The sequence below is a fragment of the Microbispora hainanensis genome, from assembly GCF_006874475.1.
GTDB classification, from domain to species: domain Bacteria; phylum Actinomycetota; class Actinomycetes; order Streptosporangiales; family Streptosporangiaceae; genus Microbispora; species Microbispora hainanensis.
In genome coordinates, this window is the sequence record NZ_VIRM01000041.1 from 38831 (window position 1) to 60328 (window position 21498).

Below are 21498 nucleotides of genomic sequence, written 5' to 3' on the forward strand. Positions count from 1 at the left end.
GCATTCTCCGCAGCGCCATCCGGCACGCCTGCCCCGAAGGGCACGTTGGAAGGAAGGTGCCGCGTCTCCATGACGGCATTCGGCAAAAGTCCTCCGTCCCGGCTCGACGGAGATGTTCCGGCGGACGTCGTCCGCGCCGGCTCCCGCCCCTGGGCGCCCCACCTGTGGTGGATGGCCCTGGCCGTCGGGGCGCTCGGTTTCGCCTTCGTGTGGCTGGCCACGCCGCACGCCAGGGAGATCGGCTCGCCCTGGGAGCTGGTGGCCAAGCTGGTCGCGTTCGCCTGCCTGTGCGTGGCAATCGCGGTCTTTCCCTGGGTGTCGCCGCGGCTGAACTGGCTGCTCTACGTGCCGTTCGTCTTCTTCACCGGCTATCTCGTCCCTCGGATCAGCTGGTTCTATTACGGCGACGGCGCTCGGGCGCAGGGCGACAGCTTCTACACGCACCTCTATCTGCTGCTTTATCCGGGCATCGTGCTCACGGTCGCCGCCGCCTACCGCATCGGCGGGGGCACCCCGGGCCGCACCCTGAAGATCATGCTGAGCGGGGTCCTCATCGTGTTCTCGGGCTTCCTCGACCTCATGTGGTTCGTCGTCAACCCGGTCGGCATTCCCGAGGTCATCGACGCGCCGCACATCAACCTCTTCACCGGAGGGCCGATCTCGTTCGGCGCGACGATCGTGTTCGCGCTCGTGCACGTCCCGGTCATCGTCGGGGTCAACCTGCTGCCCCTCGACCGCTGGATCGGCCGCCTGCTGGGCGCGGGTGACCGGTGAGCGTCCCCGTGAACAGCACGGTCGGCGTCCCGGTGAACATCCCGGTGAACATCCCGGTGAACATCTCCGTGGCCGCGCCCGCGTACAACGAGGCGGAGACCATCGCTGCGGTGGTGGGCGAGTGGCAGGACTATCTGGAGAACGCCCCGGCCGTGGGCGACTGGGAGATCGTGGTCTGCGACGACGGGAGCGGCGACGCGACCGGCGAGATCCTGGCCGGCCTGCGGGAACGGTGCCCGCGGCTCGTCGTCGTCACGTTCGAACGCAACCGCGGCGCGGGCGCGGCCATCGCCGCCGCGATCGCCCATACCCGGCTCGACTGGGTGGTGCTGCTCGACTCCGACGGCCAGTTTCCGATCGCCAACCTCGATCGCATCCTGCCCCGCGTCCAGGCCGGAGAGGCCCTGGCGTTCTCCGGCGCCCGGATCAGGAAGGCCGACGGCCTGGCCTACCGATGGGGGTCGGCGGCCAGCGGCGCGGTCAGCAACCTGCTCCACCACACGCGCTACCGCGACTTCAACTCGATCTTCAAGGTGGTGCACGGCCCGCTCTTCCGGTCGCTGCCGCTGGAGTCGGCCGGGATGAACTGCTCGACCGAGATCACCGCGCGGGTCGCCGAGATGGGCCACGCGTGGGTGGAGGTGCCGATCGAGCACCGGGAGCGCGGCGGCGGCGCGCGCGGCTGGCGATACTGGCGCGGCGCCCGCGACCGGGCCCTGTTCGTCGCCTATCTCGGCTACCGCCACTGGCTGCTGCGCCGGGGGGTCCTGCGCAGGCCGGCGGCGCGTGAGGAGATCCGATGAACGTCGCGGTGACGATGTTCTGCGGCGGGCGAGGGGCGGCCGGCATCGCGAGGGGCATGCTGGGCGCTCCGGGCGTCGTCCTGTCGCTGATCGTGAACGGCTACGACAACGGCCTTTCCACCGGAGCGCTGCGGCGTTATCTGCCCGGGATGCTCGGGCCGTCGGACTTCCGCAAGAACCTCCTGCCGCACCTCGATCCCGCCGATCCGGCGCAGGCCGCGCTGGCGGCCGTGCTCGACCACCGGCTGCCGGGCGCGACGACGCCCGCGGGGCTCGCCGCCGTCATCGAGTCGATCGCCACGCGGCGGGGCCGGTTCGCCGCGCTGCCGGAGGCGGCCCGCGAGGCCGTCACGGCCGACCTGCGCGTGTTCGCCCGGCGGCTCGCCGCCTATCCGCACGGGCTCGACCTTTCCGACTGCGCGCTCGGCAACCTCGTGTTCGCGGGGGCCTACCTGCGGCTCGGCCGGGACTTCAACGCCGCCGTCGACGCCTGCGCCCGCACGTTCGGCTCGTCCGTACGGCTGCTCAACGTGACCAACGGGGAGAACGCCTTCCTGGCCGCGCTCCGGCGCGACGGCAGCCTGCTGGCCGACGAGGCCGAGATCGTCGCGCCGCAGGGCCCGGGAGTGATCACCGACCTGTTCCTGCTGCGCGAGCCGCTCGGCGCGCGGCGGCGGGCCGAGCTGGAGGCGCTGCCGCCCGCGTGGACCAGGGAGGTCCTGCGCCGCGAGCGCGCCGAGGTGACGCCGAACCCGCGGGCGCTCGAGGCGATCCGCGACGCCGACCTCATCGTCTATGGCCCCGGCACCCCGCACTCCTCGCTCCTGCCCAGCTATCTCACGCCGGGGGTGGCCGACGCCCTCGCGCGGAGCCGGGCGGCGGCCAAGGTGTTCGTCGTCAACACCCGCGGCGACCACGACGTCCGGGGGCTGAGCGCGCCCGACCTCGTGGACCGGACGCTGGCCTACCTCGGCGATCCCCGCAACGAGCGGCGGCTGGTGACCCACGTGCTGAGCCATCGCGCGCCCGCGCCGGACGCCCCGGGGGACGCGCCGGCGGTGCCGTACGGCGTGCTCGACCGGGGTGAGTGGGCGGGGGCCCGCTGGATCGGCGCCGACCTGGATCACTTCGGCGTGCACCACCCGGGGCGCACGGCCGAGGCCCTGCTCGCCATCAGGGACGAGGCGGCCTTGGCACGGGCCCGATGAGGGCGGTCCTGGCGGACGCGTGTGCCCGCCGCGTCTGGCTCTTCGACCTCGACGGCACGCTCGTGGACTCCTGCCCGGCGCACGAGGCGGCGTTCCGGCAGGCCATCGCCGAGGTCGCGCCCGACCGGCTCGCGTCCTTCCGCTACGCCGACCACGCGGGCGCGAGCACCGGCGAGGTGGCGGTGCGCCTGCTGGGCGACACCGGGGAGGCGGACCGGCTGGCCCGGCTGAAGCAGCGGCTCTACCGCGAGCGGGCCGGCGTGGTGGCGGTGTTCCCCGGCGCGCGGCGGCTGCTCGGCCGCCTGGTCGCCGCGGGCCGCGACGCCTACCTCGTCACCAGCGGCAGCCGGGCGTCGGTCGCGCGGGTGCTCGCGGCGTGCTCGCTGGGCGCGTACTTCCGTGGCGTGCTCACCAGCGACGACGTCCCGGCGAGCAAGCCCGACCCGGCCTTCTACGCGTACGCGTGCGCGCACTGGGGGCTCGATCCGGGCGCGGCCGTGGCGCTGGAGGACTCCGCGCACGGGGTGGCGTCGGCGGTCGGCGCGGGCCTGACGACCCTGCACGTCCACACGGCGGAGCCCGCTCCCGGGGCGGTGGCCGTACGCGACCTCGAAGAGATCCTGTCGCTCCTGTACGCGGAGGTGGGCGGTGCCTGCTGAACGGTTGTGCGCGGTGATCCCGGCGGCCGGGCGGGGGAGCCGCCTGGGCCTGGACATCCCCAAGATCATGGTGGAGATCGCCGACGGCGTCACCGTGTGGCACGTGCTGTACGAACGGCTGCGGCCGTACGCCGAGCACGTCCACGTCGTGATGTCGCCGCAGGGTGAGGGGCCGTTCCGCGCGCTGGCGGCGGAGCAGATCGCGACCGGCACGGTCTCGGTGAGCGTGCAGGAGCGGCCGACCGGGATGGGCGGCGCGATCTTCGGCGCCGCGCCGCACTGGGAGGCGTACGGCACGATCCTCGTGGTCTGGGGCGACCAGGCGGGCCTGTCCCCCGAGACGGCCGGCCGGGTCGTCCGGGCGCACGAGGAGGGGGTCACGCTCCCGCTGGTGCCGATGGCCGAGCCGTACGTGGAGTATGAGCTCGACGACGCCGGGACGTTGGTGCGGGTGCGCCAGTCGCGGGAGGGCGACGAGTGCCGGCCCGGCGGGCTCAGCGACGTGGGCGTCTTCTGCCTGAGCACGCGCCTGAGCACGTGCCTGACCACTGCGGGGCTCACTGTGGGGCTCCGGGAGGAGTGGACCCGCTATCTGGGCGGGGCGGCCGTGGGCGCCCGCACCGGGGAGGTCAACTTCCTGCCGTTCCTGCCCTACCTGTCGCGGGAGCGGCGCTGGCCGCTGACGGTGGTGCCGGTGACCGACCCCGACGAGGCGCGCGGCGTCAACACGGCCGACGACCTCGAATTCGCCCGGCGGGCACACCTGCGGTGGGCGTGACGGGGTGGGCGCGCTGACGGACCGGGCGGCCGGGCTGCTGGCCGCCCACCGCTGGGCCGCGGGGCCCACGCTGGTGAGCACCGTGGCCAGCGGCACGGCCGCCGCGACCACGCTCGTCATCGCGCGAGGGATCGGCGCCGCGGCGTTCGGCCAGTTCACCGTCGTCCTGTCGATCGCGCTGATCGTCACCGTCGGCATGCTGACCAGCCTCAACTACGTCATGTTCCAGGAGCTGCCGCGGGCCGAGCCGGGGGCGCGGCCCGCCCTGGTGACGACGGCGCTGCTGGCCACGCTCGTGCTGGGCGCGGCGGTGTTCGCCGTGGGTCTCGCCGCCGCTCCGCTGCTGACCGCCGCGCTCGGCGTGGACGCCCGCACGCTCGCCTTCGCGCTGGCGCTGGCGTTGTCGATGACGCTCAACCAGCTCACCGAGAGCTTCCTGCGCGGGCTGAAGAGGTTCCGCCTCGTCGCCGGGCTCAAGCTCGCCGTGGCCGTCGTCTATCTGGGCGCCGCCGCGTGCTGCCTGCTGGTCTTCGGCGTGCGGGACGCCGAGCCCTACCTGGTCGCGCTGATCGGCACCAACCTGGTCTTCGCCCTGGTCTCGGTCGCCGGGTTCGAGGTCGTGCCCCGGTCATGGTCGTGGGCGCTGGCCCGCTCGCTCTACCGGCACGGCGCGTACGTCACCGCCATCGCCGCGCTCACGGCGGTGGTGTTCGGGGTGGACGTGATCTTCCTCAACCACTGGGCGCCCCGGGCCGACGTGGGCGTCTACTCCGTCTACAACGGCTTCCCCAAGCGGCTGCTCGGCGTGGTGTTCACCGACGGGATCGGCCTGGTGCTGCTGCCCACGCTGGCGACATTGGACAAACCCGCCGTGATGCGGCGGATCGCCCGGCTCGCTCCGGCGGTGTTCGCGGCGACCGCCGTGTTCTCGTTCGCGGCGAGCACGGTCTTCTTCCTGCTCATGGGGAGCGAGTATCCGTACGCGCTGGGCCTGATGGCGCTGTCGGCGCTCGGGATCGGCGCGCACACGGTGTTCAACCTCCAGCAGGTCGCCCTGACCATGGACGGGGTGCGGGGGGCCAGGGTGCTCATCGGCTGCCTGCTGGCCGGGACGCCGCTCGCGCTCGCCTGTCAGGCGGCGCTCATCGCCTGGCAGGGGCTGGTCGGCGGGCTGGTGGCCTTCGCCCTGAGCAATCTCGTCCTCGTGGCCGTCGTGACGGCCGTCTCCGCCCGGCTCTATCGGCCGGCCGGCGCATTGGAGGTGCGCGGGTGAGGATCGCCCACGTCATCAACCAGTTCCCGCCCAACATCACGGCGGGGCTCGGCCGCTATGCCGAGCTGATCGCCCCCCACCTGGCCCGCGACCACGAGATGGCGGTCTTCACGCTGAACGACGGCCGTCTGCCCGTGTGGGAGCGGGCCGGCCGCATCGGCGTCTACCGGCCGCGCGGGCGGGTGCTCGGGCTGCTGGCCGGGGCGATCGCCCGCCGCCGGCGGCTCAACCGGACGCGGGGCGTGGAGTTCCTCCTGCTCGCGCTGACCGTGGTGTCGAGCAACTGGCGCTACTTCCTGCTCCTGCGGCGGCTGCGTCCCGGCCGGCGGCCCGATCTCGTCGCCGTGCACGACTCGACGAACTTCCTGTGCGGCCTGCTGTGCCACTACGTGCTGCGGCTGCCGGTCGTGTTCCACGTCCACACCACCGAATACGGCGTCGCCCCCCAGCGCAGCATCACCGACCCGCTCAACTTGTTCGCCGCGCTGGAGCGGTGGCTGGCGCGGATCTCCCGGCGGGTCGTGGTCGCCACGCCGGAGGTGCGCGAGCAACTGCTGGAGGCGGGCTGGGACCACTCGCCCATCGACGTCGTCCGCCTCGGCGGCACGTACGAGCGGGTGGTCGCCGATCCCGCGTTCGACCGCGACAAGCTCCGTCTCGGCGCCGCGGATCTGCGCGCCCGGCTCGGCATCGCCGAGGACGATCCGGTGCTGCTGTTCGTCGGCCGCCTCGAACGGCAGAAGGGGATCTATCCGCTGCTCGACGCCATGCGCGACATCGCGCCCGCCGTGCCGGGGCTGCGCCTGGTGCTCGTGGGGGAGGGCGACGAGGCGGGCGTCGCGCGGATCGTCGAAGAGACCGGGCTCGGCGGCCGGGTGCTCACCTCCGGCGGCTTCGTGGACGGGCGGGCGCTGCCGGACTACTACGCGATGGCCGACGCCTGCGTGTTCCCCTCGCTCTTCGAGCCGTTCGGGCTGGTGGCGACCGAGGCGATGGCCCTGGCCCGGCCGGTGATCCTCGGTGACGGCTTCTCCCGGATCTTCCTCGGCGACCCCGAGCGGCCCGCCGTACGGTTCGTGCGGGCGGCCGATCCCCGCGACATCGCCGACGGGGTGATCGAGGTTATGACCGATCCGGCGCTGCGCCGCGCCCTGGCCGAGCGGGGCGAGCGGCTGGTGCGCGAGACGCTGAGCTGGAGCCGCGCCGCCGAGGAAACGCTCGCCGTCTACGCGAGGGTGCTCTCGACGGAGGGGATGCGGCGATGATCTCGCTGGTCGTGCCGTGCTACAACGCGGCCAGGACGCTGCGGTTGTGCCTGGAGTCGGTGCTGGCGCAGACCCGCCTGCCCGGCGAGATCGTCGTGGTGGACGACGCCTGCACCGACGGCTCGGCGGAGATCGCCGAGGAGCTGGGCTGCCGGGTCGTGCGGCTGCCGGAGAACCGGGGCGTGTCGGCCGCCAGGAACGCCGGGATCGACGCCACCACGGGCGACGTGGTCTTCTTCCTCGACTCCGACGTGGCGCTGCGGCCCGACGCCGTGGCGAACGCGATGGAGATCCTGGAGCACGATCCCGAGGTCGGCTGCGTCCACGGGGTCTACGACACCGTGCCGCTGATCGACGACGGGCCGGTCGAGTGGTATCGCATCCTCCATGCGGTGCACTGGCGCCGCCGCCACCTGGGGGAGGTCAACAGCGTGGTGTTCGCCCTCGCCGCCGTCCGCCGCGACGTGCTGCAGGCCGTGGGCAGGCTCGACGAGCGGCTGCGCGACTGCGAGGACGTCGAATACAGCAGCAGGCTCGCCGTACGCAGCAGGATCGTGCTGACCGACACGGTCGTGGGCCGCCACGACGACGGCAGCCGCCTGCTGCCGATCCTCGGCGAGCAGTGGCGGCGGGCCCTGCCGCTGATCCCGCTCGCGCTGACCACGACCCGGCGCGGGGCGGCCAAGCCGGAGCACGCCAACAGCCCGGCGGGCATCCTGTCGTGCGGGCTCGCCCTGGCCGGGCTGGGGCTGGTGCTGCTGAGCGTGCCGTTCGGGCTGTTCCGTCCCCTGCTGCTCGCCGTCCCGGCCGTGTTCGTGGCCGGGTTCGTCCTCGCCGATCCGGAGCTGGTCGGGTTCGTCCGGCGGCAGCGGGGGCCGGTCTTCGCCGTCTATTTCATGGCCGTCCACCTGGTCGTCCACGTGGTGCTCGTCGCGGGCCTGGCCGCGGGCTCGCTGCGCCTGCTGACCGGCCCGCGCGATTCCCGGCAGGTCGCGTGACGGGCCGGGTGACGGGCCGGGTGACGGGCCGCGTGAGACGTCAGGCGCAGCCGACGCGCTTGCTGCTCAGGGCGATGTCGTCCACCCAGAGGTCGTACGCCGCGGGGGAGGGGTTCGGCTGGTAGAGCTGCCAGCCGATCTTCACGGTGTCGAAGCGGGGGAAGACGAAGTCGACGTCGTTGCCGCCGTGGTCGTGGGTCGACACGGTGAGGTCGGGCTTGGGCACGCCGTCGAACCAGAGCGAGATCGCGTTGTCGGCGGGGTCCATCCGCCACTCGACGCACTGCCACACGTCCGCCCGCGACGGGGCCGACTCGCGCCAGTTGGTCCAGTCGCCCGTCGGGCCGCCGTCCGCGCCGACGCCCCACAGGTCCTTGCCCAGCGTGGGGACCCACTGGCCGCCGAGTGGCCGGACGATCTCCGGACCCGCGCCGGTGGCCTCGACCAGCGTGTAGTGGGCCCAGTTGGGGGCGGTGGGGAACGCCTTGACGCGCAGCCGCAGACGGCCGTAGAAGCCGTTGCCGGGCGGGGCGAAGTCGTCCACCTTGAGGAACGCCCGGCCGTTGCCCTCGGTGTGGACGTGCAGCATCTTCTGGCCGCGGGGGCCGCGCTCCACCGTCAGCGTGCCGTGCTTGGTGTCGACGCCCCACTTGAGGCTCGCCGCGCCGCCGACGGGCAGCGACTGGAAGTCCTCGCAGAACAGCGTGCCGCCCTTCGCGCAGGTGTCCGGCCCGTGTGCCGGGGACGCGGAGGCGGCCGACGCGGCCGTCAGCGGCAGCAGCAGGGCCAGACAGGAGGACACCACGGGTAACAGTCGTCGCACGACGCGCTCCTTTTCCCGGTGACAACGGCAGAAGTAAGGTACGTCATTTGGGAGCGCTCCCATAGAGTCGTGCGGAAGATCGATGAAAGAGGGGAAGCGCGCGGATAATCTACGCGTGAACCGACCTTCCCGGCGATTATTTCTCCAGCTCGGCGGGCTCGCCGTGCTGACCGCCGCCTGCGTTCCCCGCCGGAAGGCCGACGCCGGGACCCTCACCCTGCTGCGCCGCCGCTGGCGCGAGGTCACGCTCGGCCACCCCGGGGCGTTCGACCCCGAGCGGGAGCCGTACCGGACCCGGCTGGCGCGGCTGGGCGCGCAGGCGCGCCGGCACCGCGACACGATGACGCCCACTGCCCGATCACTCTGGCCCGACCTGCCCTTCCCCTCGCTCGACGCCACTCCGGCCCGGCTGCGGGCGATGGCCCGCGCGTACGCGCTGCCGGGCACCGGCCTGACCGCGGAGCCGGGCCTCGGCACGGCGGTCGCCGCGGGCATCGAGCACTACGTGCGGCACGTGTACGCCGCGGACGCCGAGCAGACGGGCAACTGGTGGGACTGGCAGATCGGGACGCCCAGGGCGCTGCTCGACGCGGCCGTGCTGGCGGCCGCGCACCTGACGGACACCCAGGTCTCGGCGCTGTGCGCGGCGGTGGACGCCTTCGTCCCGGAAAGCCGCCTGGACGACTACGAGGGCAACAGCACCGGGGCGAACCGGGTCGATCTGTGCACGGTGACGCTGCTGCGGGCCATCGCCGGGGCCGACCCCGACCGTGCCGCGCTCGCGGTCTCCGCGCTCTCCCCGGTGTTCCCCTACGTCGCCGAGGGCGACGGCTTCCACCGCGACGGCTGGCACACCGGCTCGGGAATGCTCTACTGGTGGGCGCGCGGGCACGGCGACCACTACTCCGACGCCTTCTGGCCCACCGTGGACCCCTACCGGCTGCCGGGGACGACGGTCTCCACCCGGAGGCTGCCCGACGGCGCGGGCGGCGCGTGGGGCGACACCCGCACGCCGGCCGAATGGGCGGGCGGCGCGACCGACGGCACGTACGCCGCCGTGGGCCAGCACCTCTACGGCCTGGAGAGCACGCTGGAGGCGTTCACGTCGTGGTTCTTCCTCGACGACGCGGTGGTCTGCCTCGGCGCGGGCATCACCTGCCGCGACGGTGTGCCGGTCGAGACCGTCGTGGACAACCGCAGGACCGGCGCCCGGCTCACCGCGGCGGCCGGATGGGCGCACCTGGACGGCCACGGCGGTTACGTCGTGCCCGCCGGTCAGCCGTTGCGCACGCTGCGCGAGGACCGCACGGCCGCGGGGGTCACCCGGGCCTACACGACGCTGTGGCTCGACCACGGTGTGGACCCTGACGGGGCCGATTACGTCTACCACCTCATGCCGGGGGCAGGCCCGGCCGAGACCGCCGCCCGCGCCGCCGATCCCGGCTGGGCCCGGGTGCTCGCCAACACCTCGGCGCAGCAGGGGATCGAGGTCGCGTCGCTGGGCGTCACCGCGGTCAACTTCTGGACGGGCGGACGGGCCGGGGGACGCGCGGGCGGCCTGACGGCCTCCGATCCGTGCGCGGTCCTCGTGCGCGACCTCGGCGACGGCACGGCCACGGTGACGGTGGCCGACCCCCGGCGCGCTCTCGACGAGCTGGCGGTGACGTGGGACCGGCCGGTGGCGGCGGTCACGCACGGGCACCCGCTCCTGGAGCGTGCGGAGACCGGCGCCCGGCTCACGCTCACGTTCGCCGGCCTGGCCGATCACGAGGGCGCCTCCTGCACCATCACCGTGCGGGGCTGCGGGAACGCCATGTCATCGAACGCCATGTCATTGAACGCCGTGTCATCATGAACGCCGTGTCCACCCTGCCCGACGACCTGGACGACGCGCTCGAAGCGTCGCTGGGCCGCTTCCCGACGACCGAGCTGACGCGGAGCGTGCAGACGCTCATCCGCCAGTATCGGGAGGGCTTCGACCGCAGCGTGCCCGCGCTGAGCTCGGAGGCCGCGGTCGCGGCGTACGCCGGTTATCGCATGCCGGCGACCTACAGCGCCGTGCGCGCCGCGCTGCGTCAGGTCGCCCTGCTGGCCCCCGGGTTCGTGCCCGAGACGCAGATGGACGTCGGCGGCGGCACGGGCAGCGCGCTGTGGGCCGCGAGCGCGGTCTGGCCGACGCTGCGCACGGCCACCGTGCTTGAGCAGTCACCCTCCGCCATCGCCTTCGGACGCCGGCTGGCCGGTCACGCGCCCGCCGCGGCCGTACGCGAGGCGCGCTGGCAGCAGGCGTTCGTCGACCGGGACGCGCCCGCGCCGGCGGCCGACCTGGTCACGATGTCCTACGTGCTCGGCGAGCTGTCGCCCGCCGTCCAGGAGGACGTGATCGGTTCCCTGGCACGAGGAGCGGCCCGGGGATCGGGCATGCTCGTGATCGTCGAGCCGGGCACGCCCGCCGGATATGTCCGGATCGCGGCGGCCCGGCGGCTGCTGGCCGCGTCGGGCCTGCACGTGGTCGCCCCGTGCCCGCACGACGGCGAGTGCCCGATCCGCCCCGGCCAGGACTGGTGTCACTTCGCGGTCCGGCTCAACCGCACCGCCCTGCACCGGCGGATCAAGGACGGCACGCTGAGCTTCGAAGACGAGAAGTTCTCCTATGTCGCGGCGTCGGCCCGGCCGTGGCCGCGAGCGGAGAGCCGGATCCTCCGCCACCCCCTCAAGCGCAAGGGGCTGGTGACGCTGCGCCTGTGCACGGCCGAGGACGGGCTGGCCGACCGCCCGGTGTCCAAACGGCAGGGCGAGACCTACCGCGAGGCGCGCGACGCCGTCTGGGGCGACGCCTGGCCGGCCGATCGGGAAAGCACGAGCCCGGCAGGTTAGGGAGGCCCCCGTAAGGTTAGGGAAGCCTCCGTCAGGTCGGACAAGCCCCCGTCAGGCCAGGCAAGCACCAGTTCGACCGTTTCGTAGGATGGGGCGAATCACGCACCGGGCAGGCGGGACTTCCAGGGCCCCGGCCCGGTGTGACGGAAGGAGCTCGACGTCAGCACCGTCGACGAAGCGTCCGGCAGACCGATGTCGCCCGCCTCTCCCGCGGAGGCGAGCCGCCTCGCGGCCGTACGCCGCTACGCGGCCCTGAAGACCTCCTCCGGCGCCGCGTTCGACCGGGTGGCCGCCCTGGCCGCGCGGATCTTCCGCGCTCCCTTCGCCACCGTGACGATCGTCGGCGACGACACGGTCCGCGTCATCGCCGCGCATGGGCTGCCACCGCGCCGCGGCCTCGTCGAGAGCCTGTGCGCCGCGGCCGTACGGCACGGCGGCCCGTACGTGGTCGAGGACGCGTGGCTGCACCCTCACGCGGCCGGAGATCCGGCGGTGCACGGTGAGCCGGGCATCCGCTTCTACGCCGCCGCGCCGATCACGACGCCCGACGGTGAGGCGCTGGGCAGCGTCAACGTCATGGACGTCCGCCCCCGTGAGGCCGGCGACGAGGAGCTCGCCTGCCTGCGCGACCTGGCCGGCCTCGTCATGGACGAGCTGGAGGCGCGGCTGGCCACGCAGCACACGGTCGAGGTCGAAAGGGAGCTGCGCGCGAGCGCGGAGCGGCTGGCCCGCACCCTCCAGCGCACCCTGCTCCCGCCGGCGCTGCCCCGGGTGCCCGGCCTGCGCGCGGCCGCCGCCTATCACCCCGTCTCGGCCGACGAGGTGGGCGGCGACTTCTACGACCTGTTCCCCCTGGACGGCGGTCGGTGGGGGTTCTTCCTCGGCGACGTCTGCGGCAAGGGCGCCGACGCCGCCGCGCTGACCTCACTGGTCCGCTACACCCTGCGCGCCGCGGCCGTCTACGACGCCGACCCGCACGCGGTGCTGGCCAATCTCGACGCGGTCCTGCAACAGGAGCACGCGGGCGGCGAGGCCCCGGCGCCCTACTGCACGGCGGTCTTCGGCGTCCTGCAGCCCGACGGCGACGGGTTCGGCGTCACGCTCGCCACCGGGGGTCATCCCCCGGCGCTGGCGGTGCGGGCGAACGGCGCCGTCGAGCCCATCCACCCCGTCGGGGGGCAGCTGATCGGCATCCTGCGCAATCCCCGCTTCGCCCAGGTGAGCGCGCGGCTGAACGCCGGTGACGCGCTGCTGCTCTACACCGACGGTCTCACCGAGGCGCGGACGCCGTCCGGCTCGATGCTCGACGAGGACGGGCTGACCGCCTATCTCGCCGCCGCCGGGCCCACGAGCGCCGACGATCTCCTGACCGCCGTGCACGACCTGATCACGGAACTGGGCTCGGGGGTGTCGGACGACACCGCGGTCCTCGCCCTCTCCGTACCACCCGCAACTCGAACGCCGTCCTCCGGGAGTCTCGGTGCAGCATGACAACGGTCTGACCGTCAGCCTCCAGTCGCCCACCTCCGGGCCGCGCCTGCTGGTCGTGGCCGGTGACCTGGACCATCACACCACCCCACGCCTACGGGCGGCCCTGGAGGAGGTCGAGTTCGGCCCCGGCGCCGACCTGGTCGTCGACCTGTCCGACCTGACCTTCTGCGACTCCACCGGCATCGCCACACTGGTCGCGGCCCACCAGCGCGCCGCCGACGCGGGCGCCGCCCTGCTCCTGGCCGGTCTGCACTCCGACATCGCCCGGGTCTTCCAGATCATGGGCCTCGACCAGCTGCTGTCCTTGTACGACAGCCCGGAAGAGGCCGTACGCGCGCTGAGTAAATGAGCGCTGAGCAGATGAGCGTGCGGGCTACAGGGGCCCGGCGACGGCGACGACGATGTTCTGCTTGATGTCGCAGTTCCTGGTCCGGCGGCAGAAACCGTCCTCCACGTTGGTCGCCCCACCCGCGGTGCTGGCCTCCGTGTGCTGGTGGCCGCGATTGCGCGTGGGGCTCTGCAGGTTGACGATGTTGCGGTTGCGCGTGCCGTTCCCGACGGAGGTCGGGCCGTCCCCGTCCCCCCGCCCGGCCCGCGCGTACGCGGGAGCGGTGAGCAGGACCTGCGCGGCGGCGGCCGCGACGAGGACGACGGCGAACAGCGGGACACGCCCAGATGCGCCGCGTGAAAGGAGCATCGCCACCACCCGTCCGCCCGTCCGTCCGCTCGCCCGTCTGCTCGCCCGTCCGTCCGCCCGTCTGTCCGCACGGAATCTCGTCACACCGTAGCGTCCGGCCCGGTCCGGCCGGCGTCTTCGCGGGTCCGTGTCCCGCCATGTTCTCGGCTGATCAGCGTCCGATGATCCGTCAGCGTCCGATGATCACCGTGCCGCTCGTCCTGGGGGAGCTCTGCATGTGGCCTCGCATGTTCTGGGCGCCCTTGCAGCCGGGCCGGCGCCTGCAGCTGGACGCCTGCGTGTTCACCGACGCGTCCACGCCGGAGATGACCTGCTGAGCGCCCGTCGCGTTCCGCGCGCTGCCGACGAGCAGGGAGTTCAGGTTGTTCTGGCCGTTGTTGAACACGTACCTCGAATTGGCGCCGTTCCCGTCGCCACCGCCCCGTCCCCGGATGGCCGCCGCGTCGGCGGGGGAGAGCAGCGGGGAGAGCGCGACGCCGGCGCCGGCGACCGCGAGCGCGGTCAGCGCCAGCAGCCGCGCCGCCGGGCCGGCGAGCGCGTGCCGCCTCGTGTCGTGAGGCCTGAGATGAGGCCTGAGATAAGCCCTGCGACGAGCCCTGTGAGGAGCCATGTTCTCCTGTGCCTTCCCCGGTGACCGTCGAACAGATCCGTCCGTGTGCGGATCTGCCGGGCATCTACCCCGCAAGCACGCGCCCGTCGCGGTCGCTGAAGGAGGATTAGGACCTCCCAACGGAAAGATCTTCCGACTAGCCCTCCTGGAGCGACCCCCGCATTCGCTGGGTCAGCTTGCAGAGGCGCGCCCCTCGGCGGCAGATGATGCTCTGCCCGTTCGCCACGCCGCCGACGCCGATCGTCTTCTGCTGGATGCCGGACCCGTTCCGCGCGCTGCCCACCGTCAGCTGGCTGACGTTGCGGATCCCGTTGCCGACGCGGACGCCGGCGGTGTTGCCGTTGCGGTCGCCGCTCCCAGCCGTCTGGCCGGCCGCGGCGTGAGCGACCGTCGCATGCGCGGCGAGCGCCGCCGTCATCACCGCTGTGGCCGTCGTGGCCGCCACCAGGGCGAGACCGCCGCGCATCAGCGGCTCACCGCCCGCGCTCGGACTCGTCGTCCGCCGGGCCGCGGGAGCCGATGTGCTGCGACAGCGTGCAGAACCGGCCGCGCGGCCGGCACAGGCCGCCCTGCACGCTGCTGACCCCGCCCACGCCCGACGAGAACTGGTGGAGGGCGCCACGCAGGCGGGTGCTGCCGATCGTCACCAGGTTGCGGTTGTCCGAGCCGTTGCCCACGCGTACGGCCGAGCGGTTCCCGTTGCCGTCGCCGCCGGAGGCGTACGCGTCCATCGGCGCAACCAGAGCAAGTGCCAGTGCAAGGGCCAGGGCCGGCGCGGGCCGTCGGCGAAGGGCGCCGGGGGATCGCGTGAGGGTGTGGATGATCGGCATCGACGTGCCTCCTACCCCGCTCGCGGGCCCGCGTCCCGGCACCGGCGGAAATCGCAGCGGGTCATTCCCCGGGCATTGAGCGGACATGGACCGGCCGCCCCTCGGGTGAAGGTGCGGCCGGTCGCCGGTTATCGGCTGGTCACCTCGTAGGTCCGCAGGTAGTCGAACGTCGCGGTGGCGCCCGCCGCGTTCATCGAGATCAGGCCGATCCTCACCGGCCCGGTGCGCGGGAGCGACCAGCTGCCGCCCCAGATCCAGTGGGCGCCGTCGGTGCTCGACGCCATCCGGACGTCGTGCTCGCCGTTCTCCTGGTCGTGGTGGTAGAGCAGCCGCAGCCAGGTGGTCTCCGCGGCCGGGCCGCCGAACATGGGCGCGTTGGCGACCGCGGTGGGCGGGGTGGTGCCGGGGCGCGGGCCCTCTTTGCCGAACTCGGTCTGGTGCAGCACCGCGCCGTTGCCCTGGTTGAGGGGCAGGACGGTGTGCGTCAGCTTCAGCCACCGGTCGTCGTTCTCGTACAGCAGCAGACCGGCCTGCTGGTTGCCCTTCGTGCCGTCGAAGGTGAGCTTCGTCTCGACGGCGAAGTCGCCCTGCGGCGCGTCGCGGAGCAGGATCGACGCGGTGTTGTTGCCCTGGAACAGCTCGGCGTTCTGGGTCGGCCAGACCAGGGAGCCGTTCGACAGGGTGGCCGACGGGTTGCGGACCTTCGTCCAGCCGGTGGGCGAGCCGGTGCCGTCGAACTCGTCGGAGTACGCCGGGAGTTGCCTGCCGAGGACGGGATCGGGCACCCGCTCGGTCACCGGCCGGTAGAGCGGCGCGGCGCCCACGTTGTCGGCGTCGGCCGCGCCGCGGGTGGTCACGCCGATGGCGCCGGACGTGGGGGCGCCCTCGGGCAGCGTCAGGGAGACGCTCGCCACCGGGTCGCCGAGCCGGTCGGCCGACACCGACACGGTCAGGGCGTTCCCACGCCGCTCGGCGGCGACGTTGTGCCAGGAGCCGTAGTCGAACGAGGACGGCAACGGGCCGCTCGCCGTCGTCGTCCTGCCGCGCGCCTTGGCCGTGACGACGAGCTCGCCGCGCTCGCGGTCGAGCCACGCGGTGATGTCCTTCGCGCCGTTCTCGCGGGTGACGACGAGCCCGGCGGCGCTGCCGCCCTCGCGCAGCCGCAGGTCGGCCTCCACGCGGACGTCGCCCCGGACCCGGTCGTCGCTGAGCTCGCTGGTCGAGCCCTTGCCGGTGAGGTGGCCGAGTGAGTCGGGGTCGGAGGCCGGCTTCCACGGCCCGGTCCACCCGGCCGTGCCCTCGTTGAACGTGCCGCCCACGGTCCAGGTGGTGACCGGCGCGGGCTGCGCCCCGGTGGACGGCCCGGCCCCGGCCCGTACGACCGGCCAGCCGTCGATCCAGTCGAGCCGGTCGATCATGAGGGGACGCCGGCTCAGGTTGCTGATCGTCGTGCCCCAGGTCGTCGTGACCGGCCCGAACTCGGGGGCCGACGAGGCGATCGCGTGATAGACGAGCCAGTCCTGTCCGCTGAGGTCGGTCTGGACGGCGTTGTGGCCGGGGCCGGCCCAGCCGTTGCCGCCGGCCGCGAGGACGATGCCGTCCTTGCTGGTCAGGTCCATCAGGTCGACGCCGGTCGGGGTGGTGAACGGCCCGAGCGGGCTGTCGGCGCGGCCGGCCTTGACCGTGTAGCCGCTGAACGCGCCGTCGCAGCACCCGGCGTCGGAGTAGAACAGGTAGTACCTGTCGTCGTGCCGGACGACGAAGGCGCCCTCCATGCGGCGTCCGCGGGCGATCTGCGTGACCGGGCCGGTGACCGCGGTCGCCTCGGTGTTCATCCTCGCGCCGCAGATCGTGTCGTAGCTGCCCCAGTAGAGGTAGCTGTCGCCGTTGACGTCGGTGAACATGGCCTGGTCGATGTTGCCCGTCGGGCAGCCGCTGCCGCCAGCGGGGACGATCATGCCGTGGTCGGTCCAGGGCCCGGTCGGGTGCGGGCCGGTCGCGAGCCCGACTCCGCCCGTGGAGAGCGCGTACGTCAGGTGGTAGGCGCCGTTCACATAGCGGATGTCCGGCGCCCAGGGACGCGTGCCGTTCGGCCACCACGCGGGGTGGTCGGCCGCGGTGTAGACGTCTCCCGCGTACGTCCAGTGGACCATGTCGGGGGACGTGAGCATCGGCAGGATGTGCTCGGTCTTCCCGTCGATGGGGTTCGTGGTGCCGTAGGCGTACCAGAGGCCGTCTTTGCCGCGGATCATCGTGGGGTCGGGGAAGGTCTGCACCGTCCCGGCGCTCACGGGGTTGGTGTAGGCCGGGTCCGGCACCGCCTGCACGGGCGACGTCTGTACGGGTGCTGCCTGGGCGGGGGGCGTCACGGCCACGGAGGACGCGAGGAGTAAGGCTCCGATCACCAGTTGTCTCACGGCGAGCACGGTAGACAGGCCAAATTTTTCCGTCGAGACGCCGTCAGAATCCCGTGCCCCACCGGCCTCAGGAGCGTCAAGCGGGTGCGGCAGGATGCCTGGGTGCGTGTCGGGGAGGTGTCCGCGCTGGTCAGAGGGTTTCGTCAGGCTCCCGGGCAGATTTACCGATTCTTTTTGTCGGATGGTTGACGTAAAAAACGGACGAACCTTAGGTTGCCAGCGTGTCAACGACCCCCAACGGCGTGCATGCCCTCGTGCGCCGCTCCCATGAGGAGCGGGTGCTGCGCGTGCTCCGCCAGAACGGCGCACAGAGCCGCAACGAGATCGCGGCCCGGGTCGGCCTGTCACGCACCACGGTCTCGGAGATCACCAGCGACCTCCTCGGCCGCGGGGCCATCCGCGTCGTCGACACCGACGCCGTGGAACGCGTGGGCAGCGGCCGGCCGGCCGAGCGGCTCGCGCTCGACCCGGCCTCCGGCCAGTACATGGGGGTCGACTTCGGCCACCGCCGCGTGAACGTCCTGGTGGCCGACGCCGCGCACGACATCATCGCGTCCGGGACCGCCCGCTATGAGGAGTCGGCGCAGTGGCCCGAGCGTCTCGACGCCGGGCTCGCGCTGATCGACCGGCTGAGCGCCGACACCGGCGTCCACTACGGCGCGCTCCAGGCGATCGCCGTCGGCGTGCCGGGCTGGGGCGACCGTTCGAGCGCCGACGGTGTGGCGGAGGTGTTCGCCACCCGCTTCCACGCCGGCGTGATCGTGGACAACAACGTGCGCTTCGCCGGGCTGGCCGAGGCCCTGCACGCCCAGTCCGACTCCGTACGCGACCTCATCTACCTGCGTCTTTCCGACGGGGTGGGCGGCGGCCTGGTGGTCGGCGGGCAGCTCGTCAAGGGCGCCAACGGCTACGCGGGGGAGCTCGGCCACGTGACCGCCGTCCCCGGCGGCGCGCGGTGCCGCTGCGGCAAGAACGGGTGCGTGGAGACTGTGGCGTCGGTGCCGGCGATCCTCGGGCGGTGCCGCGAGCTCGGCGTGCCCGTGGACACGCTCGACGACCTGAAGGCCGCGGTGGAGATCGCCCATCCGACGGTCGACCAGGTGCTCCGCGAGGCCGGCACGGCGGTCGGCCGGGTGCTCGGCACGGCGGCCATGACACTCAATCCCGACGAGATCGTGCTCGGCGGCGAGATCATCCGGGTCGCTCCGGCCCTGCTGCGCCAGGTCGCCGACACGGTCACCTACGAGCTGTCGTGGCGCACCGACGCGGCGCCGGTGATCCGCCCCGCCCTGCTCTCGGACGACGGAGGGGCGCGCGGGGCCATCGCGGCCCTGTTCCACGAGTCCCCGCTGCTCGCCGGATACGAAGCGAACGTCACGACGGACGGAGGCCGATAGTGGCCGTGACCAGTGCGGGCGCCACGAGGGACGGCAACGCCCCCGCCCGGCCGCGCAAGAACCGGACCTTCCTGGTCCTCAACATCATCTCGATCGTGGCCGGGATCGCGATCTGGTGGGGGCTGTCCCTGGCCGGGCTCCAGTTCCCCACTCCCGTCGAGGTCGTCTCGGCCGCATGGAAGATGACCCTGGACGGCACGCTCGCCACCGACGTCGGCGCCTCGCTCGGGCGCGTGCTGGCCGGGTTCGCCCTCGGCTCGGTCGCGGCGGTGATCGTCGGCTTCGTCATGGGGTGGTACACGGTGGCCCGCGGCCTGTTCGAGCCGTGGATCCAGTTCTTCCGCACGATCCCGCCGCTGGCGATGCTGCCCCTGGTGCTCGTGCTGATGGGCATCGGCGAGAGCCCCAAGATCTTCGTCATCTTCCTGGCGGCGTTCCTGTCCTGCGTCATCTCCACCTACCAGGGCGTGGTGAACGTGGACAAGACGCTGATCAACGCCGCGCGGGTGCTCGGCGCGAGCGACGGGACCATCTTCGGCCGCGTCGTGGTGCCGGCCTCGACGCCGTTCATCCTCGTGGGCATGCGGGTCGGGCTCGGCTCGGCCTGGGGCACGCTGGTGGCCGCCGAGCTCCTGGCCGCGCAGGCCGGGCTCGGCCACCGGATGCAGAGCGCGCAGCTCTACTACGACCTTCCGACGATCTTCGTCGGCATCATCGCGATCGGGGTCCTCGGCCTGATCATGGACCGGCTGCTCATGATCGCCGGCAACAAGCTGACGGCCTGGCAGGAGAACCGATGAGCACTCCCGAGAGCACACGCGAGATCGCACCGAAGATTTCCGTACGCGACGTCCAGAAGGTCTTCCCGGTGGGGAAGGAGCCGTTCGTCGCGCTCGGCGGCGTCTCGCTGGACATCGCCGACAACGAGTTCGTGACCGTCGTCGGCCCCTCCGGCTGCGGCAAGAGCACGCTGCTCAACATCCTCGCCGGGCTGGAGCAGCCCACCGGCGGCACCGCGCTGGTGGACGGGAAGCCGGTCACCGGCCCCGGCCCCGAGCGCGGCGTCATCTTCCAGCAGTACGCGTTGTTCCCGTGGCTGACCGTCCGCGAGAACGTCGAGTTCGGCATGCGCACCGCCAAGGTCCCCAAGGCGGAGCGGCGGGAGCGGGCCGAGCACTTCATCCGCCTGGTCGGCCTGGAGCAGTTCGCCGACGCGCTGCCCAAGACGCTGTCGGGCGGCATGAAGCAGCGCTGCGCCATCGCCCGCGCGTACGCGGTGAACCCGTCGATCCTGCTCATGGACGAGCCCTTCGGCGCCCTGGACGCGCTGACCCGGGTGCGCCTCCAGGAGCAGCTCCTGGAGACCTGGAGCAAGGAACGGCGGACGGTCATGTTCATCACCCACGACGTCGACGAGGCGGTGTTCCTCGCCAACCGGGTGGTCGTCATGGCCGCCAGGCCGGGCCGCATCGCCGAGGTCATCGACGTCGATCTCCCCTATCCGCGCGACGAGGACATGCGGCTGAGCCCCGAGTTCGGGGCGCTGCGCAACCGCGTCTGGCATGCGGTGTACCACCAGCGGCAGATCAAGGAGCCCGCGCAATGAAGAAGACCCTCCTGGCCGCCGCGGCGGTCGTCGTGGCACTGTCGGCGGCGGCCTGCGGGTCGGACGACTCCGCCGGATCGGGCGGCGCCGCCGGCGCCACCCACGTGAACTTCGGTTACATCGCCGACTTCAACGGCGCGAGCCTGCTCGCCGTCGCCGACAAGCAGGGCCTGTGGAAGAAGCACGGCCTCGACGCCAAGGTCAGCGTGTTCACCAACGGCCCGCTGCAGATCCAGGCGCTGGGCACCGGCGACCTCGACTTCGGCTACATCGGCCCCGGCGCCATGTGGCTGCCCGCGTCCGGCAAGGCCAAGGTCGTCGCGCTGAACACGCTCGGCAACGCCGACCGCGTCATCGCCCAGGCCGGCATCACGTCGATGGACCAGTTGAAGGGCAAGACGATCGGCGTGCCCGAGGGCACCTCCGGCGACATGATCCTCACCCTCGCGCTGAAGAAGGCCGGGCTGACCAAGGACGACGTGAAGATCGTCCCGATGGACGCGTCCACCATCGTGTCGGCGTTCACCTCCAAGCAGATCGACGCGGCCGGCTTCTGGTATCCCGCCATCTCCACGATCAAGAAGACCGTGCCCGACCTGGTCGAGCTGGCCAAGAACGAGGACTTCGCCGACACCGTGTCGTTCCCGACCGCGTTCGTCGCCGGCAACGACGTCGTCGCCAAGGAGAAGGACAAGACCGGGAAGGTCATCGGCGTGCTGCGTGACGCCATCCAATATCGCAGCGAGCACCTCGACGAGACCGTGGCCGCGACCGCCGAGATGCTGAAGCTGCCCGCCGACCAGGTCAAGGCCGACGCCGCGAACTCCAAGGTGCTGTCGCTGTCCGACCTGGACGGCTACACCAAGGACGGGACGATCGAGAAGTGGCTCAGCGGGATGGGCGACTACTTCGTCGGCGCGGGCAAGCTGCCCTCGGCCGTCGACCCGAAGACGTACTACACCGGCGATCTGTTCACGGGCGCCGCCCAATGA

General features: G+C 72.6%; 22 protein-coding genes. 16 read left to right on the forward strand and 6 right to left on the reverse strand.

Translation table 11 applies throughout. The annotated features are described in order from the left end of the window. Positions 1 to 69: 69 nt before the first annotated feature. The 8 genes from FLX08_RS27720 to FLX08_RS27755 are packed head-to-tail and all read left to right on the forward strand — an operon-like array spanning position 70 to position 7758. The gene (locus tag FLX08_RS27720) at positions 70 to 774 is read left to right on the forward strand and encodes a hypothetical protein (RefSeq protein ID WP_244312926.1); all 705 of its coding nucleotides are present in this window, start codon (positions 70 to 72) and stop codon (positions 772 to 774) included. After that, positions 771 to 1577 (forward strand): glycosyltransferase family 2 protein, encoded by an 807-nt coding sequence (locus FLX08_RS27725; protein ID WP_244312927.1) that lies wholly within the window; start codon positions 771 to 773, stop codon positions 1575 to 1577. The genes FLX08_RS27720 and FLX08_RS27725 overlap by 4 nt, the downstream gene beginning before the upstream one ends. Next, positions 1574 to 2785, forward strand: coding sequence for a 2-phospho-L-lactate transferase CofD family protein (locus FLX08_RS27730; RefSeq protein ID WP_142622939.1), 1212 nt, complete (start codon positions 1574 to 1576; stop codon positions 2783 to 2785). The genes FLX08_RS27725 and FLX08_RS27730 overlap by 4 nt, the downstream gene beginning before the upstream one ends. Further along, positions 2782 to 3444, forward strand: a complete 663-nt coding sequence (locus FLX08_RS27735; protein WP_142622941.1) for an HAD family hydrolase — start codon at positions 2782 to 2784, stop codon at positions 3442 to 3444. Before FLX08_RS27730 ends, FLX08_RS27735 begins: the two co-directional genes overlap by 4 nt. Next, complete coding sequence (locus FLX08_RS27740) at positions 3434 to 4222, forward strand: nucleotidyltransferase family protein (protein WP_244312928.1); 789 nt, start codon at positions 3434 to 3436, stop codon at positions 4220 to 4222. Before FLX08_RS27735 ends, FLX08_RS27740 begins: the two co-directional genes overlap by 11 nt. A gap of 4 nt (positions 4223 to 4226) precedes the next feature. Further along, a complete protein-coding gene (locus tag FLX08_RS27745; RefSeq protein WP_208761697.1) occupies positions 4227 to 5495 on the forward strand; it encodes a lipopolysaccharide biosynthesis protein in 1269 nt (422 codons plus the stop codon). Further along, positions 5492 to 6760 carry a glycosyltransferase family 4 protein gene (locus tag FLX08_RS27750; RefSeq protein WP_142622943.1) on the forward strand — a complete coding sequence of 423 codons (1269 nt, stop codon included), beginning with the start codon at positions 5492 to 5494 and terminating at the stop codon, positions 6758 to 6760. The genes FLX08_RS27745 and FLX08_RS27750 overlap by 4 nt, the downstream gene beginning before the upstream one ends. After that, positions 6757 to 7758: a glycosyltransferase family 2 protein gene (locus FLX08_RS27755; protein ID WP_167530598.1), complete on the forward strand. Its 1002-nt coding sequence runs from the start codon at positions 6757 to 6759 to the stop codon at positions 7756 to 7758. The genes FLX08_RS27750 and FLX08_RS27755 overlap by 4 nt, the downstream gene beginning before the upstream one ends. Positions 7759 to 7798: 40 nt before the next feature. On the opposite strand, the gene FLX08_RS27760 is transcribed toward FLX08_RS27755, so the two are convergent. Next, entirely contained in the window at positions 7799 to 8581 is a 783-nt protein-coding gene (locus FLX08_RS27760) for a hypothetical protein (RefSeq protein WP_208761698.1), read from the reverse strand. Positions 8582 to 8696: 115 nt separating this feature from the next. Between FLX08_RS27760 and FLX08_RS27765 the strand changes: the two genes are divergently transcribed. The 4 genes from FLX08_RS27765 to FLX08_RS27780 all read left to right on the forward strand — a co-directional run bounded on the left by FLX08_RS27765 (position 8697) and on the right by FLX08_RS27780 (position 13298). Then, on the forward strand, positions 8697 to 10436 hold the full coding sequence (locus tag FLX08_RS27765; RefSeq protein WP_142622947.1) for a polysaccharide lyase family 8 super-sandwich domain-containing protein: 1740 nt from the start codon (positions 8697 to 8699) through the stop codon (positions 10434 to 10436). A gap of 5 nt (positions 10437 to 10441) precedes the next feature. Beyond that, positions 10442 to 11458 (forward strand): small ribosomal subunit Rsm22 family protein, encoded by a 1017-nt coding sequence (locus tag FLX08_RS27770; RefSeq protein ID WP_244312929.1) that lies wholly within the window; start codon positions 10442 to 10444, stop codon positions 11456 to 11458. A 192-nt stretch (positions 11459 to 11650) separates the two neighbouring features. After that, the gene (locus FLX08_RS27775) at positions 11651 to 12949 is read left to right on the forward strand and encodes a PP2C family protein-serine/threonine phosphatase (RefSeq protein WP_142622951.1); all 1299 of its coding nucleotides are present in this window, start codon (positions 11651 to 11653) and stop codon (positions 12947 to 12949) included. Next, positions 12939 to 13298: an STAS domain-containing protein gene (locus FLX08_RS27780; RefSeq protein ID WP_244312930.1), complete on the forward strand. Its 360-nt coding sequence runs from the start codon at positions 12939 to 12941 to the stop codon at positions 13296 to 13298. The genes FLX08_RS27775 and FLX08_RS27780 overlap by 11 nt, the downstream gene beginning before the upstream one ends. 24 nt (positions 13299 to 13322) lie before the next feature. Here FLX08_RS27780 and FLX08_RS27785 read toward each other — a convergent pair whose 3' ends face one another. From FLX08_RS27785 to FLX08_RS27805, 5 genes are all read right to left on the reverse strand, one after another. Beyond that, a complete protein-coding gene (locus FLX08_RS27785) occupies positions 13323 to 13646 on the reverse strand; it encodes a hypothetical protein (RefSeq protein ID WP_142622953.1) in 324 nt (107 codons plus the stop codon). Positions 13647 to 13815: 169 nt separating this feature from the next. Beyond that, positions 13816 to 14256, reverse strand: coding sequence for a hypothetical protein (locus tag FLX08_RS27790; protein ID WP_142622955.1), 441 nt, complete (start codon positions 14254 to 14256; stop codon positions 13816 to 13818). 136 nt (positions 14257 to 14392) lie between these two features. Further along, positions 14393 to 14722, reverse strand: coding sequence for a hypothetical protein (locus tag FLX08_RS27795; RefSeq protein ID WP_142622957.1), 330 nt, complete (start codon positions 14720 to 14722; stop codon positions 14393 to 14395). Between the two features lie 7 nt (positions 14723 to 14729). Then, positions 14730 to 14987 (reverse strand): hypothetical protein, encoded by a 258-nt coding sequence (locus FLX08_RS27800; protein ID WP_142622959.1) that lies wholly within the window; start codon positions 14985 to 14987, stop codon positions 14730 to 14732. A gap of 227 nt (positions 14988 to 15214) precedes the next feature. Then, a complete protein-coding gene (locus tag FLX08_RS27805) occupies positions 15215 to 17503 on the reverse strand; it encodes a glycoside hydrolase family 43 protein (protein WP_208761699.1) in 2289 nt (762 codons plus the stop codon). Positions 17504 to 17724: 221 nt separating this feature from the next. Between FLX08_RS27805 and FLX08_RS27810 the strand changes: the two genes are divergently transcribed. From FLX08_RS27810 to FLX08_RS27825, 4 genes are read left to right on the forward strand one after another with little or no spacing between them, the layout of a single operon-like run. After that, positions 17725 to 18900, forward strand: coding sequence for an ROK family transcriptional regulator (locus FLX08_RS27810; protein ID WP_208761700.1), 1176 nt, complete (start codon positions 17725 to 17727; stop codon positions 18898 to 18900). Beyond that, positions 18900 to 19700, forward strand: a complete 801-nt coding sequence (locus FLX08_RS27815; protein WP_208761701.1) for an ABC transporter permease — start codon at positions 18900 to 18902, stop codon at positions 19698 to 19700. The genes FLX08_RS27810 and FLX08_RS27815 overlap by 1 nt, the downstream gene beginning before the upstream one ends. Beyond that, positions 19697 to 20506: an ABC transporter ATP-binding protein gene (locus tag FLX08_RS27820; RefSeq protein ID WP_142622960.1), complete on the forward strand. Its 810-nt coding sequence runs from the start codon at positions 19697 to 19699 to the stop codon at positions 20504 to 20506. The genes FLX08_RS27815 and FLX08_RS27820 overlap by 4 nt, the downstream gene beginning before the upstream one ends. Then, positions 20503 to 21498, forward strand: coding sequence for an aliphatic sulfonate ABC transporter substrate-binding protein (locus FLX08_RS27825; protein WP_142622963.1), 996 nt, complete (start codon positions 20503 to 20505; stop codon positions 21496 to 21498). Before FLX08_RS27820 ends, FLX08_RS27825 begins: the two co-directional genes overlap by 4 nt.

What these genes read in the sequence shown, in the direction of transcription:
- FLX08_RS27720 (WP_244312926.1), top strand. Translation starts at nt 70, where the DNA reads ATGACGGCATTCGGCAAAAGTCCTCCGTCCCGGCTCGACGGAGATGTT.
- FLX08_RS27730 (WP_142622939.1), top strand. Translation starts at nt 1,574, where the DNA reads ATGAACGTCGCGGTGACGATGTTCTGCGGCGGGCGAGGGGCGGCCGGC.
- FLX08_RS27735 (WP_142622941.1), top strand. Translation starts at nt 2,782, where the DNA reads ATGAGGGCGGTCCTGGCGGACGCGTGTGCCCGCCGCGTCTGGCTCTTC.
- FLX08_RS27755 (WP_167530598.1), top strand. Translation starts at nt 6,757, where the DNA reads ATGATCTCGCTGGTCGTGCCGTGCTACAACGCGGCCAGGACGCTGCGG.
- FLX08_RS27775 (WP_142622951.1), top strand. Translation starts at nt 11,651, where the DNA reads ATGTCGCCCGCCTCTCCCGCGGAGGCGAGCCGCCTCGCGGCCGTACGC.
- FLX08_RS27785 (WP_142622953.1), bottom strand. Translation starts at nt 13,646, where the DNA reads ATGCTCCTTTCACGCGGCGCATCTGGGCGTGTCCCGCTGTTCGCCGTC.
- FLX08_RS27790 (WP_142622955.1), bottom strand. Translation starts at nt 14,256, where the DNA reads ATGGCTCCTCACAGGGCTCGTCGCAGGGCTTATCTCAGGCCTCATCTC.
- FLX08_RS27795 (WP_142622957.1), bottom strand. Translation starts at nt 14,722, where the DNA reads ATGCGCGGCGGTCTCGCCCTGGTGGCGGCCACGACGGCCACAGCGGTG.
- FLX08_RS27800 (WP_142622959.1), bottom strand. Translation starts at nt 14,987, where the DNA reads ATGGACGCGTACGCCTCCGGCGGCGACGGCAACGGGAACCGCTCGGCC.
- FLX08_RS27820 (WP_142622960.1), top strand. Translation starts at nt 19,697, where the DNA reads ATGAGCACTCCCGAGAGCACACGCGAGATCGCACCGAAGATTTCCGTA.
- FLX08_RS27825 (WP_142622963.1), top strand. Translation starts at nt 20,503, where the DNA reads ATGAAGAAGACCCTCCTGGCCGCCGCGGCGGTCGTCGTGGCACTGTCG.